Origin of the sequence: Vibrio salilacus (assembly GCF_002811245.1) — a bacterium.
Classification (GTDB): domain Bacteria; phylum Pseudomonadota; class Gammaproteobacteria; order Enterobacterales; family Vibrionaceae; genus Vibrio; species Vibrio salilacus.
This window is the reverse complement of the sequence record NZ_NIVQ01000042.1, coordinates 1-15,735: the sequence shown is the minus strand read 5'-3', so window position 1 is coordinate 15,735 and position 15,735 is coordinate 1. Positions and strand designations below refer to the sequence as shown.

The 15,735-nt window shown below is 43.6% G+C and carries 10 protein-coding genes and 1 pseudogene; 4 read left to right on the top strand and 7 right to left on the bottom strand.

Annotated features, from left to right (window positions below; genetic code table 11):
• Positions 1–178: pseudogene (locus tag CDZ87_RS16185) on the bottom strand (IS110 family transposase); the annotation flags it as partial.
• Positions 179–425: 247 nt separating this feature from the next.
• Here CDZ87_RS16185 and CDZ87_RS16180 point away from each other — a divergent pair.
• The 4 genes from CDZ87_RS16180 to CDZ87_RS16165 all read left to right on the top strand — a co-directional run bounded on the left by CDZ87_RS16180 (position 426) and on the right by CDZ87_RS16165 (position 8,056).
• The gene (locus CDZ87_RS16180) at positions 426–1,511 is read left to right on the top strand and encodes a ketoacyl-ACP synthase III (RefSeq protein ID WP_100754449.1); all 1,086 of its coding nucleotides are present in this window, start codon (positions 426–428) and stop codon (positions 1,509–1,511) included.
• Positions 1,512–1,701: 190 nt separating this feature from the next.
• Entirely contained in the window at positions 1,702–2,832 is a 1,131-nt protein-coding gene (locus tag CDZ87_RS16175) for an exonuclease SbcCD subunit D (RefSeq protein ID WP_100754448.1), read from the top strand.
• Between the two features lie 9 nt (positions 2,833–2,841).
• Entirely contained in the window at positions 2,842–5,883 is a 3,042-nt protein-coding gene (locus CDZ87_RS16170) for an AAA family ATPase (RefSeq protein ID WP_100754447.1), read from the top strand.
• A gap of 115 nt (positions 5,884–5,998) precedes the next feature.
• On the top strand, positions 5,999–8,056 hold the full coding sequence (locus tag CDZ87_RS16165; RefSeq protein WP_100754446.1) for a hybrid sensor histidine kinase/response regulator: 2,058 nt from the start codon (positions 5,999–6,001) through the stop codon (positions 8,054–8,056).
• 26 nt (positions 8,057–8,082) lie between these two features.
• Here the strand turns inward: CDZ87_RS16165 and cqsA are convergent, their stop codons facing one another.
• From cqsA to CDZ87_RS16130, 6 genes are all read right to left on the bottom strand, one after another.
• Positions 8,083–9,270, bottom strand: coding sequence for an alpha-hydroxyketone-type quorum-sensing autoinducer synthase (gene cqsA / locus CDZ87_RS16160; protein WP_100754445.1), 1,188 nt, complete (start codon positions 9,268–9,270; stop codon positions 8,083–8,085).
• 198 nt (positions 9,271–9,468) lie between these two features.
• Positions 9,469–10,434: a TDT family transporter gene (locus tag CDZ87_RS16155; RefSeq protein ID WP_100754444.1), complete on the bottom strand. Its 966-nt coding sequence runs from the start codon at positions 10,432–10,434 to the stop codon at positions 9,469–9,471.
• Positions 10,435–10,560: 126 nt separating this feature from the next.
• Positions 10,561–11,961: a H(+)/Cl(-) exchange transporter ClcA gene (gene clcA, locus CDZ87_RS16150; RefSeq protein ID WP_100754443.1), complete on the bottom strand. Its 1,401-nt coding sequence runs from the start codon at positions 11,959–11,961 to the stop codon at positions 10,561–10,563.
• Between the two features lie 414 nt (positions 11,962–12,375).
• Entirely contained in the window at positions 12,376–13,347 is a 972-nt protein-coding gene (locus CDZ87_RS16140) for a CobW family GTP-binding protein (RefSeq protein WP_100754441.1), read from the bottom strand.
• A gap of 122 nt (positions 13,348–13,469) precedes the next feature.
• Complete coding sequence (gene ylqF / locus CDZ87_RS16135; RefSeq protein ID WP_100754440.1) at positions 13,470–14,405, bottom strand: ribosome biogenesis GTPase YlqF; 936 nt, start codon at positions 14,403–14,405, stop codon at positions 13,470–13,472.
• A gap of 61 nt (positions 14,406–14,466) precedes the next feature.
• On the bottom strand, positions 14,467–15,735 hold a 1,269-nt coding region (locus CDZ87_RS16130; protein WP_245834747.1), incomplete at its 5' end, for a GGDEF domain-containing protein.

The window sequence follows — 15,735 nt, the reverse complement described above, 5'->3', positions numbered from 1 at the left end:
TGGCTTCGATGACTACACGTTCAGGCTGGTACTTTTTAATGGTTTTGATGGCTTGTTTAATGCCTTTTTCATCATTGGAGACATTAAAATAGATATCAAGAGGACGGATGTAGATGTCCAACTGTGACTTACCGGTATCAACGCCAACATTAATGTTTTGCAGTGTATTTGTATTCATAATAAGCTAACTCTTGCTTGCTAAATGCGGGTTCGAGACCCAGAAGACTATTCGAGTGTGGTGCTTGGAGTTCTATCTGACGTTCGCTCTTGTTATCGGTCTCTCAATAGAGGAGCCACAATTCAATCGAACTATCAGATAGAGAACTTTAGTTGCAGCTAAAGTCTGGGTCTCACTTTACCCTGATTTGTTAGTTATTATCCATACAAGTGATACAAATAACAAATAATGAATTCATAGGCTCAGAATGAAAAATTTCTATGCAGAAATTGTCGGTTGGGGGAAATGCCTACCGCCAACCAAGCTCTCAAACGAGGACTTAAGTACTTTTCTTGATACATCGGATGAGTGGATTCGAACCCGAACTGGGATCGAAAACCGTCGAATCAGCCATGTTGATACTTCAGATATGGCAACCGTCGCGGTCAAGCATGCTTTGGCGTGTGCGGGTAAAACGGCCGATGAAATCGATCTTATTATCATCGCCACCTGCTCACCGGACTCTTTAATCCCTAATATTGCGTCTAAAGTATCGCAAAATCTTGGCATCAAAGCGGCAGCAGCTTTTGATTTAAACGCTGCTTGTACTGGTTTTGTTTATGGTTTAGAAACTGCCACGCGCTTGATGCAGGCTGGTAACTATCAAAATGCAGTTGTTGTTGGCGCGGAGCGATTGTCGTTCTTTATTGACTGGACGATGCGTGATACGGCCGTTTTGTTTGGTGATGGTGCTGGCGCCGTGGTTTTGAGCCGCACAGAACAACAAGTTGGACTGCAACAAGCACAATTGGGCTGTGATTCAAAAGGGCGAGATATTTTATCAGTGCCGAAATTTGGCACCTCAATGGATCGTTTTGCAGCAGAGAACGGCTACTGGGACTTTAACTTTGTCGGCAAAGAGATCTTTAAGCGCGCCGTGAAAGGGATGGGCGCTGCGGCACATAGCGTGTTAACGCGCAGCGAGTTGTCTACTGATGACGTTGATGTGGTGATTCCCCATCAAGCGAATATCCGGATTATTCAAACCTTATGCGACCTAGCTGGTATTAGCCAAGATAAAGCCTTTGTTAACATCCATCATTACGGTAACACGTCGGCAGCAACCGTGCCGATTGCGCTGTGTGAATCGCTTGAGCAAGGTTTTGTTAAGCCTGGCGATAACTTATTGTTGGCAGCCTTTGGTGCGGGTCTTACATGGGGAGCCGGGCACATTAAGTGGGGCGAGCGCGTGACCCCACTAGGCTACAGTGAAGCTAAATTACCTGAGTGCGATAAATCTGCTCTGGAATTACTTAGTGAAGCGATTGAATACTGCCAGCGCAAAGGGCAATAATTTTCTTCTATATAAGATAAGGCAAAGTGATGAAATCGCGCGTCAGGCGCGGTTTTTGTTTCTCGAACACGATGTGAGCTCACGCGAGCAAAAACAGTCACTATATTCTGCATTACTCAATTCGCTACAAGAAAATTGTTGAGAAGTCAGTATTATATCGGGCAAAGCATAAGAATGATAAAGGGTTTGCATGAAGTTTCTTCATACCTCTGATTGGCACTTAGGCCGTCAATTTCATAACGTCTCTCTGCTAGAAGACCAAAAAGTGGTGCTTGAGCAGATCATTGATTACCTCAAGGCTAACCGAGTGGATGCGATGGTAATTGCAGGCGACCTGTATGATCGCTCCGTTCCGCCAACAGCTGCGATTGAAGTGATGAATGATTTTGTTGATCGTGTCTGTGGTGAGCTTGGCGTGCCTATCATTCTTATTCCTGGTAATCACGATGGTGCGCAGCGTCTTGGCTTTGGTTCGGGACGTATGAAAACCGCAGGGCTGCATATTATCAGTAATTTTGAGCAGATGTTGCAGCCAGTGGTGATTGAGTCGGATCTCGGGCCCGTTGCCTTTTATGGCATGCCTTATAACGATCCTGAGTTAGTTCGCCATCATTTTAAACAGTCAGTTTCGACGCACGATCAAGCGCATCAATACCTTTCGCAGCAAATTCAACAGCAATTTAAACCTCGGCAGCGCAACGTGTTGATCAGTCACTGCTTTGTTGACGGAGCGATTGAATCGGAGTCAGAACGTCCGTTGTCTATCGGCGGCTCAGATCGCGTCAGTCATGAGCATTTCATCCCGTTCGATTACGTCGCGCTCGGGCATCTTCATCAACCGCAGAAAAAAGGCGCAGATTATATCCGTTATTCTGGTTCGCTGATGAAATACAGCTTCTCTGAGCAACATCAGAAAAAGGGCATGACGCTAGTTGAGTTTGGTAAAGCGGGGTTTTTAAATGCGACCCACATTGATTTGGCCGCGCCCCATCAAATGCGGATTATCGAAGCGGAACTGGAATCGATTGTTGAACAAGGCAAAACGGACCCAAATAACCACGATTATCTGTTAGTGCGGTTACTTGATAAGCACGCGATTTTAAACCCAATGGAAAAGCTTCGGGTCAGCTACCCTAATGTGTTACATCTAGAAAAACCGGGCATGTTGATTGGCGTTGAGCAACAAATGGCGGCGGCTAAACTGGCTCGTAGTGAAGTTGATATGTTCCGTGACTTTTTCCTTGAAGCGCAAGATACACCGCTGAGTGATGAGCAAGATCAAGCCATTCTCGACATCATTAAACAGCTCAATCAGCAATAAGGGCGAGCAATGAAACCGACCAAATTAACCATTCAAGCATTTGGCCCTTTTGCCACGACAGAAGTGATTGATTTTACCCAACTAGGTAGCCATCCGCTGTTTTTGATTAATGGACCAACAGGCTCAGGAAAAACCTCTATTCTCGATGCGATCTGTTTCGCGTTGTACGGTGAAACCACCAGTAATGAGCGGCAAGGTATACAAATGCGCTGCGACCAAGCGGCACTTGATGTCGCAACGGAAGTTGAGTTGGAATTCGTACTCAATAATAAGCTCTATCGGGTTAAGCGTGCGCCAGAGCAGCAAGCACCGAAAGCGCGTGGTGAGGGCACCACAACGCGCAAACACACCGCCGCGCTATATCAGATTGATGGTGAAGAAAAACTTATCACCAGTAAAACTGCGCAGGTAAAAGGGGAAGTGACGGCACTGTTAGGGCTTAACGAAACCCAATTCCGTCAGGTGATGGTACTTCCTCAAGGCAAGTTTCGCGAACTGTTACTGGCGAGTTCAAAAGAGCGAGAAGCGATATTTGGCCAACTGTTTCAAACCGATGTGTATAAAAAGATTGAATACGCGCTGAAAGATAAAGCAAGTGCTATCAGTAAAGCGAAAGATGAGTTTGACAACCAAATTCGCGGCGCGCTGCAGGTGGCTGAAGTAAATAGTGAGCATGCGCTTGCCGAGCGACATACGCAATTAGCTCAAGATCTCGAAGAGGCGAAAGCAGGCGAGCAGGCCCAAAGAGATAACGTCAATCTTGTTCAGAGTAAGTTGCAAAAAGCGCAAGCAGTAATCGAACAATTTACTAAGCTAGAGGCAAGTAAAGCAAGTTTGCTGACTCATCAAAGTAATCGTCCTGCCATTGATGCGCTGAGTGGGAAGATTCAGATCGCTCTTCAAGCCAGAAAGTTGGCTGTAACTTATTCCAGTTTGCAAAGCGCGTTAAAGCAGCATGCTGAGTTTAAAAGTAACATCGCCACTATTGAACAACGTCAAACTGAAGCTGAACAACAACGAAAAAGTAGCCTGCAACAATTAGACATTGCACAGAAAAACGTTGAACAATTGACATCACTGACAGAGCAAGGCTACCAACTTGAGCAAGTGAAAGTAAGACTGGGTGAGAAAGCAGAACTCGAACAGCAAGTTAATCAGTTAGAAGCGAACAAGACTGATTTAACGAACAAGTTGGTAAAGTATCAAGCGTTAAAAGATCAGTTGGCTGTTGATGCTGAAAGTGGTGCCAAGAAACTGGAACAAGCACGTAAAGATGTTACGCAGAAGGCGTCACTTGAAGCTGAACTGATTGGCAATCAACGTGTACTGTCTGACTTGAGCAAACTCGACAAGCTTAAAGTGGAACTCGTTACGCTTGAGTCACAAACCGATAGTAAGCGCACAACATTAGATCAAGCCAGTAAGGCGTTAAGCGCTAGTCAGCAACACGCCAATCAACTTGAGATGAACTGGCATAGCGCGCAAGCGTCTATTTTGGCGCAGAAATTACAAGCTGGGCTTGCGTGCCCAGTGTGCGGTAGTTGCGAACATCCCGCTCCGGCGCCAAGTGTCGATCAACAAATCTCGAAACAAGCAGTGCAACAGGCACGCGAGCAAGAACGTGCTGCGCTAGATGCGTATAATCGCGCCAGTAATAGCCTTGAACAGCATCAACACGCGATAGCTCAGCAATCTAAATTAATTGCGCAAGCACAACAGGATCTTGGTCATCATGCGAGTAGTGACATCAAGTCCTTGTCAGAAGTGATCAATCAGCAAAAGCAAAAACTTGAATCTCTGTCGTTAATTGATTTAGACGCCATGGAAAAATTAGTTGTTGAGTTAAACCAACGTTGTATTAACGGCGAAGAGAAAATTAGCCAGCTTAAAGAGCAAGAGTTGGCAAATAACTCTGCACTGACGGTGCAAAAGCAGCAATTACAAAAGTTAATTTCTAGTTACGATGTTAAGTACACCTCGTTAGAGGTTGTGCAGCAGTATTATCAGCAAAACTACCAGAAAATCGAGCAGCTTAAGCTGGCGTTAGAGACGGCGCAGCAGGCCAGTAAACAAGCGGATCTTGTTATTGCTGACATTGAGAGTCAAGCCAAAACAAATCGTGAACTTCTCCACAAAGCGGCGCATCAGTTGAGCTTAATCGAACAACAGTGGCAGGCAGAACTTGCCGAGTCGACACTCGACAACGAACAACAGTTTATTGAAGGCAAAACGTCAGATGAACAGCTAGAGCAGTGGCAGAAGACGCTTAATGACTATAACCAGCAGACGACCAAGATAGAGCAAACTATCGCAGATCTAGCCGAACAGTTAAAACAGGTCGACAAACCACAATTAGGCGCAATCGAGACAGAGTTGACCACGGCCAATGCTGAGTACCAAATTTTACGTAACAAGCTTGATAGTGTCTATTCTGAGTATCAACGTGTTGAAAAAGTACAGCAAGACATTGCGCGTTTGCATGACAAGAACAGCCAACTTGAGGCGCAATATAAGGTTTATGGTACTTTATATGATGTGACCAGTGGTAAAACAGGCAGTCGCGTCAGTTTGCATCGGTTTGTGCTCGGTGTATTGCTCGATGATGTGCTTATTCAGGCCTCGCAACGTTTGTTATTGATGAGTAAAGGTCGTTATCAACTGGTGCGTAAAACGGATGGATTTAAAGGGGCGGCAGGCCGAGGCCTAGACTTGAGTGTTGAGGATGGTTACACGGGTAAAGCGCGCGATGTCGCCACGTTATCGGGCGGTGAATCTTTTATGGCAGCACTGGCGCTGGCGCTTGGGCTTTCTGATGTGGTGCAGTCATACAGCGGAGGTATTCGCCTTGATACCTTGTTTATAGATGAAGGCTTTGGCAGTTTGGACCCTGAGTCACTGGATCTGGCCATCCAGACGTTGGTCGACTTACAGCAATCTGGAAGAATGATCGGCATCATTTCGCATGTCAGTGAACTTAAAGAGCAGATGTCACAAAGGATCGATGTTTTTTCGAGTCGAGTAGGAAGCACAATTCAGCTAGTGGTCACATAAACAAAGTGTCAATGCTCTACTGAGCGTAGGCTTTAGATAAAATGTGCTAAAACTTAATGAACACGATGAAGTTTAAAATAACTACCGGGGCTGTAATTGCGCGGTAAGGGAGTGAATGGACGCAATTCTAGACTCAATTCGTAAGGTCTATCAATATGCTGAGCCCAACCTCACTTTGGTTGGGTGGATGGGGCTAATTGGTTTTCCTACTTATTATTTTATTTGGAGTGAACTGTTTCCTCAGACGTATGAGAATCTTACCCTGCGTATAGCATGTTCTGTGCTGTTTGCGGGTATTGCTCTGCGACTCTATCTGCCTAAGTTTTTACAACGGTATTTAGCTGAATATTACTTTGTCTCTATCGGTATTTGCTTACCATTTTTCTTTAGCTTCATGATGTTTATGAATGGATGGTCAACGATTTGGGTAATGTCTTTTATGACCTCGATCTTCTTACATGTCCTACTGATCCACCAAACACGTTTGATGCTTTCTCAGGCAGTCGTTGCGATTACCGCTGCCTACTTCATCGTTTATGGTTTTGACATAGAAGTCGTTCAGCAACAAATGGTTTTACCCTACATTCCGATTTTTTTGTTTACCTATGTTTTTGGCAATTTATTTTATTTTCGCAATCAAGCGGGTCATGAGGTTAAAGTGTCGCTCGCTAAATCATTTGGTGCAGGTATTGCTCATGAAATGCGCAACCCTCTCAGTGCACTTAAATCGTCTTTAGACGTACTTGACTCCTTGCTGCCACCACTGAATAACACTCATGCTGCGAGTTACAAGTTAACCGATCAGGAGGTAGCCATTGCGCGAGAAATTCTGACTGATGCCGATGAAGTCATTCGTACTGGTAATGAAACCATTGACTTGCTACTGACTTCAATTGATGAAAATCGAGTCTCAAGAAATACGTTTAAGAAGCACTCTATTCGTCATGTTGTGGAAGGATCATTGCGAAGTTTTGCGTATAAGAGTGGCAAAGACAAACAGGCTGTTAGCTTATTGCCCGGAGATGACTTTGTTTTTTTTGGTAGTGATGCGTTAATAAAATACGCGTTGTACAACTTGCTCAAAAATGCCTTTTACTACCAAAACGATAGCGAGTTTAAAATATCAGTCGAACTGAGGTGTTTTGAACAGCACAATGAATTGGTGTTTACTGATAATGGTGTTGGCATTGAGCCAGATGTGCTCGATAATGTATTTGAAGATTTCTATACCTTTGGTAAAACAGGCAGTTATGGTCTGGGCTTGCCTTTTTGTCGTAAAGTCATGGTTGCCTTAGGCGGACAGATAAGCTGTCGTTCTGAAGTCGGTCAATGGACGGAGTTTACACTGCGTTTTCCTCAGTACAATTCAAAAGAAGTGGCTAACATTAAAGCCGATATCATGAAATCAAAATCTGTGCTTTATATTGGCGGCCAGAGCAAACCATTTCGCCTAATCAATGAAGAAGCTTTTTATCGCGGTTTTCGTCTACGTCAATTAGCACTGGAAGCGGCGCGCAATAAACAAGAGTATGAATTTGAATTTGATCTCATCATCATCAATCTAGACGAGGCGATAGAGAAGCCAGACGCCTTACACGAGCTTGAGAGTAAACTGCATTTCACTGAAGGGCGGATCGTATTTCTGTTTAATCAGCAAAATCGCTATCACAATGATATTGAACGCCACTTAACCGTGTATCCAGTTGAGGTACATACCTTTTTACTTAAAACGGGGGCAATATTAGATGAATTGCTGTTTGAAACTCCGAGTACAAATCGAAATCTTTTACCGCGTAAGCGTGCAGTGACAGGGAAAACCATCTTATTGGCTGACGATAACCACTCATTGAGAACTTACACCGCCATTTTACTCGAGCAACAAGGCCTTGATGTATTGCAAGCGGGGGATGGGAAGGAAGTACTTAGCGTAATAACAGAACACCAAGTGGATTTAATCATCATGGATCTCGAAATGCCTTTAATCGATGGCCTGCAAGCGACTGAGTCAATCCGCCAGTCACAAGCAACGTATTCAAATGTCCCCATATTGGCTTATACCGGCGATTCGAGCTCAGAAACGATAAAAAAAATCCAACAAGTCGGTATGAATGACTTTATTGTTAAACCTGCAGATACCAGTTTATTACTTGATAAAATTGCTAACTGGATATAAAAAGCCCACAAGGTGGGCTTTTTATATTACAAAATATATAAGTTTTTATTTTTATAAGCCTGGCGGCATACGTTAATTAACTTATCAACTTGGTCATCAGTGATTGAACTATTGAGTGAAAAGCGAATGATATTTTTATTGCGAGGTGTTGCTGGGCGACAAAACACCGCACCAAATATACCATTTGACTCCAAGTAATCTCTCACTTTCTCAGTGTTTCTTTCATCTCCTGTTTCTAAGGCAATTATTTGTGAATGACTGCGTACGCTAATGCCGATATCAATTAACTCCATTTTAATATAGTGACTGATTTCTTCTAGGCGCCGACGCTTGTCATCACTGCGTTGTATCACTTCGAGGGTTTTGTCTAGTCTGTCGAGTTCATACGGCAACATCGCTGAGCTAAATATAGCGGGATAGGCGACAAAAGGAATGCATTTATCGGCTTGATTGTTACACCAAATTGCACCGGCACGATAGGCAAACGTCTTGGCTAAACTTGCGGTCATAAAGTCGACTAAGTGGGTTAGGTTTTGCTGATGAAGTAATCCGCGTCCTTGTTCCCCGTGAGTGCCAAGTGAATGAGATTCATCAACTAAAATTGCACAACCGTTCTCTTTCGCCACGGCGATAAGGTCGGCAAGGGGAGCGATGGTACCTATCGTGCTGTAAATCGAATCAACTAAGACAATACCAGGGCCATGGCGTTTAATCTGTTTATTTAAATGCTTTACATTATTGTGCATAAAAGGGTGGATATCGGCACCTGCGATCCGAGCCCCTTCCCACAATGACATATGGGCAAAAAAATCGACATAGATCTGAGTAGAACTATCACAAATGGTTTGTAGTAATGCTAGGTTCGCAGCCCAACCTGATTGGGATAACAAACAAGATTGGAATCCTGTGTATTTAGCCAATTGGATCTCGACTTGTGGTTTAGCTGTTTCATTTTGTAAAAAGATACCAGACATAAACGGGCTATTTTTCCGTTTGCGAATAGCGTTTATGTGGTGTTCTATAATTTCTGGATTATTCGATAAGTCTAAATAGTCATTACTTTGAATAACCAGATCTTTTTCGATGGGTACTGCGCCTAAAACGAGGTGATGTTTATTATTATTTGAGTAAATTAAGTCATTGAGATAATAATTTAATTTGTCATTAACGAAGCGAGGTAGGGTTGAATAGTTATTTAGTTTATTCATTTTCATATATCCTTTTTTGAAGTCATTGCCAGTTGACAGAGAATATATGAATCAGTTTTGATAATATTACGAGTCGATCATTTAGTGTTTGCGTGTATAGTTACAAATAAAAATATCAATGGTGTCCGTACAAACATTATACAGCTAGGCTTAACCAGTCTTAACTAGTTAATAAAAATACCGTTTTTTATTACTTCAATTGTTTTATTCGATGGGATTTTGAGTAAAAACCTCCGGCCAGTACATTTTTACGTAGCCTAAGGTTACCCAAAGAACTAAACCAGTCGCCACCGACAACTCAAACAAACCAAAGTTATGTAACCAATACCATTGTGGATACTCGCTACCAAAAAAGTTGGTTAGGCGATGCATCGCGATGGCACTGATTACTGATGGAAAGGTGACCGCTGCGATTGATGGTTGGAATTTAAGTCGCATTAAACGGATATAACATAAGTAGATCAGTAATGTCATGGTAATCGCTATACCTGCTAGCGCACCAGTTAATATAGGATCAGGCTCGGTAAAGTTGACCAAGTAGGTCGCAAGCGTAAGGTTAACTGGCGCGGCCATGATAGCTAATGTCGGCTTGGCTTGTTTAGGCAGCATACCTTCAAAAACCAGTCTGTAAAGCACCAGAGGCAGCATAAAAAAGTAGATAGTAATACAGACCATGACTAAGGTTTCAGAAAATAACGTGTGACCAAATTGAGTACCAGCCAATGAACTACTAATAACCCCAACGGGATATAGAAACCAGCTTGGTACAATATTCGACATTTTGAAATTGAGCAGTTGAAAGGTAAAAAATAGCGTCATCATCGACAGGTGCAATAATAATGCGGCGAACCATATTGGATATGCAATGATCGGCGAGATTACCGCTAAATAGTCACTCAGAATCAGCAGTGCCATACTCATCGGTGCCATTAAACTGCCCCGAAGCGGGTGACGGATGTCGGTGATAAAGCGACTGTAATTACTAAGGTACTTGACTAGAACGGGTAGCAGCAGTAACGCACCCATTCCAGCCATATAAGGGCGAATAGTTTGACCTATTTCAGGAATATAAAGTGCCCAAGCATGTCCAAGACCAATCATACCAAGCGCTAATCCTGCTTGAGAAGGTGGGACACTCTGAAATTGAGTGAAACGTCGCCAGTTGAACAAGTCTAATCCTTAGCTCATTATTAAACCGATCAATTAAAGTAAAAACTCTATTTTTGATCAGTATAATCCATTGTTGTTAATCGTTTGCACGCGATAATAACAAGCCAATCGGTTGCGTGGCAAATATCATTCTGGATTGCTTGGCAGATCTATTTTTCTTAGCTTCTCATTTTTCAATGTTCTATGGAGTAATTGACTATAGATTGGCTGACCGCCAAGTAATTGAGCAAAGGTACCAGCGCCTAGACTGGTGATGATTAATGGCAAAATTAGATAGTAATTGTTGGTCATTTCTATCACTAGTAAGATGCCTGTGATAGGTGCGCGCACGGTGGCAACAAAAAGGGCGCCCATTCCAGCAATTGCAAACATACCTGGAGTGATGTCTAACTCGGGAAATAGGCCTTGGGCGATTAATCCAAAGGCGTAGCCGAATAAGGTACCGAGCGCCAGCATTGGGGCGAATATTCCACCGGGAGCACCAGAACCAAAACAGATCATCGTGGTTACGATACGGGCTAAAAATAGCATAAGCAGTACCGGGGCACTGTAACCACCGTTGGTGATGGTTGGGATGAGTGAAATACCACCTCCGCTCACTTCAGGAAAATAAAGCAGCATTAGCCCAAAGCAGCCACCAATCACAGAACCCATCAATAAGTATCGTTTTTTATCATGACGATGGAATCTAACCAACATATCTTGCGACAGCGTCACGAGTTGATTAAATAGCACACCAAAAACACCAAATAGTGCACCGAGCAGCAAAAATAACCACAAAGTCGCGAGCTCAGGCGCTTGATATTGCGGCATGGTAATGACTGCATCCTGACCGTTGATATATCGAAATACAATATTGGCGGAAACAGCAGAAACGATCACGGCTCGCAGTGAAATAAGTGAATAGCGAAATTGTGGGCGCATTTCTTCAACGACAAACATGATCCCTGCTAACGGGGCGTTAAACGCTGCGGCAAGGCCACCAGCTGCTCCCGAGGCTAATAGAGAGTGGCGCGTATCGTCATTTTTGATCTTAAAGATATCAGTCACCATACGACCTATAGCTCCGCCCATTTGCACTGTAGGACCTTCACGCCCCAAAACCATGCCGGAACCTAACGCTCCCATACCACCAAAGAATTTAACCGGAATCACGCGCCACCAACGTATGGGACGGATGCCATCCATCGCCCCTTCTATCTCGGGAATGCCAGAACCAGAGGCTTCAGGGGCAAAGCGGTGTACAAGGAAATAGCCAACAAAAGCGAGCATGGCGCTAATGAGAAACGCGGCAAGCCATAAAGGTAGCAGGGCGCCGATTTCACTTTTTAACCATTCTGTGCGCGTTTGCGAGACAAAGTGAACGGCTATTTCAAAGTAGGTACCGACTAAGCCTGCTAACAAGCCGACGATCAAGGACAAGAACAATACGGAAATCGGAGTTTTATCCTTGGAGAGAAATTGATTAATGGCGTCTTTGGGCACCTTAGCCAATAACGATTGTTTTAACTTCTCTCTCTTAGTCATAAAAGAATAAGCTCCATGATATGTGGTTCGCTTGGGTTTGAAGTCAAAATTATACGCCCGTTTAAAGTGAACTATAGCGATAAGATTGGAATATTGATTTTCAATTATGAGAGAACAAGCAGAGCGAGGTTAGTGGGGATTATAGATATCGGTCACAAAAAATCGCATCAAAAAGTAAGATGGCACCTTGCATATTATTGGTTCTGAACCATAGTTAAAGGGTAAGACAATCTGAACCGACCCGCATGGAGGAATTATCGTCTTACCTACAATTTGGATGGATTCAAACAACAATTGAAAGCCTCGTTTATTATCAGGTCGATGCCAAATGACATCCTGATTCGCAGACTCACGATTGAGTACGAGGGATAGGGCGCACTTTAAGTGCGCCTCTTGTCGTCTATAGGTTTGTGTCTATTCTAAACTTGCAATCTGCTTCAATATCATTTCCAGTTGATCCCAAGGTAGCAGCTGGCTATCGATCACCTCTAAACGACTTTCAAACCCTTCAAGCGACATCTGGTTGACCGACACTACTTTATTACTGACATTGAAGGCAAAGCAGCCATTGTTGGTATTGAGTACGCCTTTGACTCGTTCAGCGTTAAGATCTGACAACATCGAAAATATGTCATCAAAATCAAAGCTGACTTCTGAACCAAAGATCCAGCCGCAGCTGTAATAACCCTGTCCCTGATTTTCTTTTCGAATGTAGAGTTTGTTTGGAGGCAATTGAAACTGGGGTTCCACCTCGGCGTGTTGATGCTGGTGTGACGATGATTGTTTAACTTGATGGCGGCCTGGATTGTCAAGTAATTCAATTGGAAATCGTCCTTGTTTAACCAGCTGACTGTATAGTTTGGCTGGGGTTTGGTCGGTAACCCAATCATTGAAAGCATCAATATCACTGACATGGCACTCATCGACTTTATTGCCAATCACAATATCTGCAATCGCCAATTGGTCGTTAAAATTTTGATTGCCTAAGTATTTAGGATTAGACAAGTTACGCGGATCGACCAAGCAGATTGTCGCTTTTAAATCGATGTAGGGCTCAAACTGTGTCGAAGATAGGGTGGCCAGTATTTTGTCAGCATGACCGAGTCCGGTTGGTTCAACGATCAATCGGTCAGGGTTGGTGCGCAGTAATGCCGTTATCGCAACTGACATCGGTACCCCAGCCGCACAGCACATGCAGCCTCCTGGGACCTCTTTAATCAAAGCACCGTGTTCGCTCATCATGGCACCATCAATGCCAATTTCGCCAAATTCATTAACCAACACCGCCCAATTTTGATCGGCTGGCTTTTCTTTCAATACATTAAGAATTGCGGTGGTTTTACCTGTACCAAGAAAACCTGTGATGATGTTTGTAGGTGTTTTCATACACTTAACCCTGAGATAGTTTGTTATATTATAACAAAACATCCGCTTAAGGCGAAAAATGTCTCAGGGTAAATTGTCTTAGGGTAATAAAAAGGGCGGCCGATGGCCACCCTGTGAATAAACTAGCGTTTATTCCTAAGATAACGCTTACGGCGCTCTTCTTTTTTCTTGATTTTTTGTTCAGCCTTGAGCGTGGCCTCAATTTCGACTTCAATCAGCTCTTGGGTGATCATCTCTGGTACTTCAAGCGTGATTTGGCCTAGGGTGCCATTTCTCAGTTCATGCAGTAAGATCTCTGAGCATTTATGTAGGTCAACTCGACCACCAGCGCGTAATGCACCGCGGCGGCGACCAATTTCTTCCATCAATTCAATGTCACTTTCAGGCAGGGTTTCTATTTCATAGCGTTGTTTTAGGCGCTCTGGGTAAGCCTTAGCGAGATATTCGACGGTGTAAAAGGCGACTTCATCATACTCCATTGCGGTATCTTTTACTGCGCCAGTTGCGGCTAAACGAAAGCCACTATGCGGATTTTCTACTTTAGGCCACAAAATTCCCGGGGTGTCTGATAATACGATGCCATTTTGCAGGTTAATGCGCTGCTGACGACGTGTTACTGCAGGTTGGTTACCCGTAACCGCGATGGTTCTGCCCGCGAGTGTATTAATAATTGTTGATTTGCCGACATTAGGAATACCCATGATCATGGTGCGAATGTTCTTACCAATCTCTTCACGGTGAGGGGCAAGTTTACGGCAAAGCTCAAGAATTTTATTAACTTCTTGCAAGTTTGATGTCGTGATAGCCATCGCTTTAACATTGCTTTCTTTTTCTAAGTGGTCAATCCAAAGCTGTGTCAATTCAGGGTCGGCAAGATCACGTTTGTTGAGCACTTTGACAACGGGTTTATCGCCGCGAAGTTCAGAAATCATCGGGTTTTCGCTGCTAAACGGAATACGCGCGTCAAGTACTTCTATAATGACATCTACTTGTGGGATGGCTTCTTCAATCTCTTTCCGAGCTTTATGCATGTGACCCGGAAACCATTGGATAGACATAGGACAACCTTGATATACAAATTTGTGTCAATTGTAAGGGGAATTCCCCTAGAGTAAAGTGTTAAACGGCCTTGGTGTTAGGTTTAGAATAAATTTCCGCACAGTTACGGCCATGATGTTTGGCTCGGTAGAGTGCCTCATCCGCCTGCTGAAAAAGACGAGATAATTCAGAGTACGATTCAATATGAGCGGTTGATGCACCTGCACTGACGGTTACCTTGTTATCACATAAGGAGTAGAGGTGCTCAATATTGAGCTGGCGTACGTTCTCGACCAGTAATGATAGGTAAGGCTGCAACTGAACGGGTTTGTCTGCCGCCAAAATGGCGCAGAACTCTTCTCCGCCATAGCGGCCGACTATATGCTCATATTCGGTCACGGTTTGTTGAAGGGCCTGTGCTACTTCTGTGAGCGCACCATCACCTTGCATATGCCCATAGTTGTCGTTGAATGGTTTGAAATAGTCGATATCAATTAAAATAATCGCGATATATCGATATTCCAGGTCATCGATAAAATGCTTAGCTTGATGATATAAAAAACGCCGATTGGCAATTCCGGTGACTACGTCGATATTTGACTGCTGCTTGAGTATGGCGCGTTGTGCAATGAATTCTGGTCTGATTTTACGAATAAAAATGAGATAACCAAACTCACAGTGAATGGCGTCACTATTACATATGCGTGACGAAGCGATCATGTAAGCGTCATTTTGATAAGAAACGTAATCGATATAAGAAGAAATGGCTGAGGTTTTCGATTGGCTAACTTTGTCGAGTAACCGTTCAACAGTTTGAGAATTTTCCAAGGTCATAAAAGATTGATTGACAACCTCACTGCCGTCGAAATAGCCCGTCCAAACTGGGCTGCTGTTAGTGTCAAAAATAATGATGCTATCAATCATTTTTGTTTTAAAAGCATGCTGACCAATACTCTGATCGATAAAATCTTGTGAAGGTGACATCACCTGTTCGGCCATTGCGTTCCATGCGGCATAGTCTTCGAGCGATGCTCGTAAATCGAGCTCTTCCATCGCCAGCACAGTGTTAATCCGTTCAACTTCAAACAACTGCCTATCTAGTGAGGCTTGGAGTGCACGTTCATAAGTCCACAGCGCTTTAAAGGCAAGAAAACACAATAGAAATAGTGCAACGGTTACTGTTGAGCCGATCAAAGCGAGTTGCCGTAAACTAAATTGCTTAAACTGTTGAACCAAAACTAATGACCTCATTGAATGCGATTTTTGTGGCAAGTTGAATGATGCTTTGTAGTGGTCAACTAAAATTGGCCACGGTTTTAGAGCTTTCCCAATACAAACGTTCCGATTCAT

What these genes read in the sequence shown, in the direction of transcription:
- CDZ87_RS16180 (WP_100754449.1), top strand. Translation starts at nt 426, where the DNA reads ATGAAAAATTTCTATGCAGAAATTGTCGGTTGGGGGAAATGCCTACCG.
- CDZ87_RS16175 (WP_100754448.1), top strand. Translation starts at nt 1,702, where the DNA reads ATGAAGTTTCTTCATACCTCTGATTGGCACTTAGGCCGTCAATTTCAT.
- CDZ87_RS16170 (WP_100754447.1), top strand. Translation starts at nt 2,842, where the DNA reads ATGAAACCGACCAAATTAACCATTCAAGCATTTGGCCCTTTTGCCACG.
- CDZ87_RS16165 (WP_100754446.1), top strand. Translation starts at nt 5,999, where the DNA reads ATGGACGCAATTCTAGACTCAATTCGTAAGGTCTATCAATATGCTGAG.
- cqsA (WP_100754445.1), bottom strand. Translation starts at nt 9,270, where the DNA reads ATGAAAATGAATAAACTAAATAACTATTCAACCCTACCTCGCTTCGTT.
- clcA (WP_100754443.1), bottom strand. Translation starts at nt 11,961, where the DNA reads ATGACTAAGAGAGAGAAGTTAAAACAATCGTTATTGGCTAAGGTGCCC.
- CDZ87_RS16140 (WP_100754441.1), bottom strand. Translation starts at nt 13,347, where the DNA reads ATGAAAACACCTACAAACATCATCACAGGTTTTCTTGGTACAGGTAAA.
- ylqF (WP_100754440.1), bottom strand. Translation starts at nt 14,405, where the DNA reads ATGTCTATCCAATGGTTTCCGGGTCACATGCATAAAGCTCGGAAAGAG.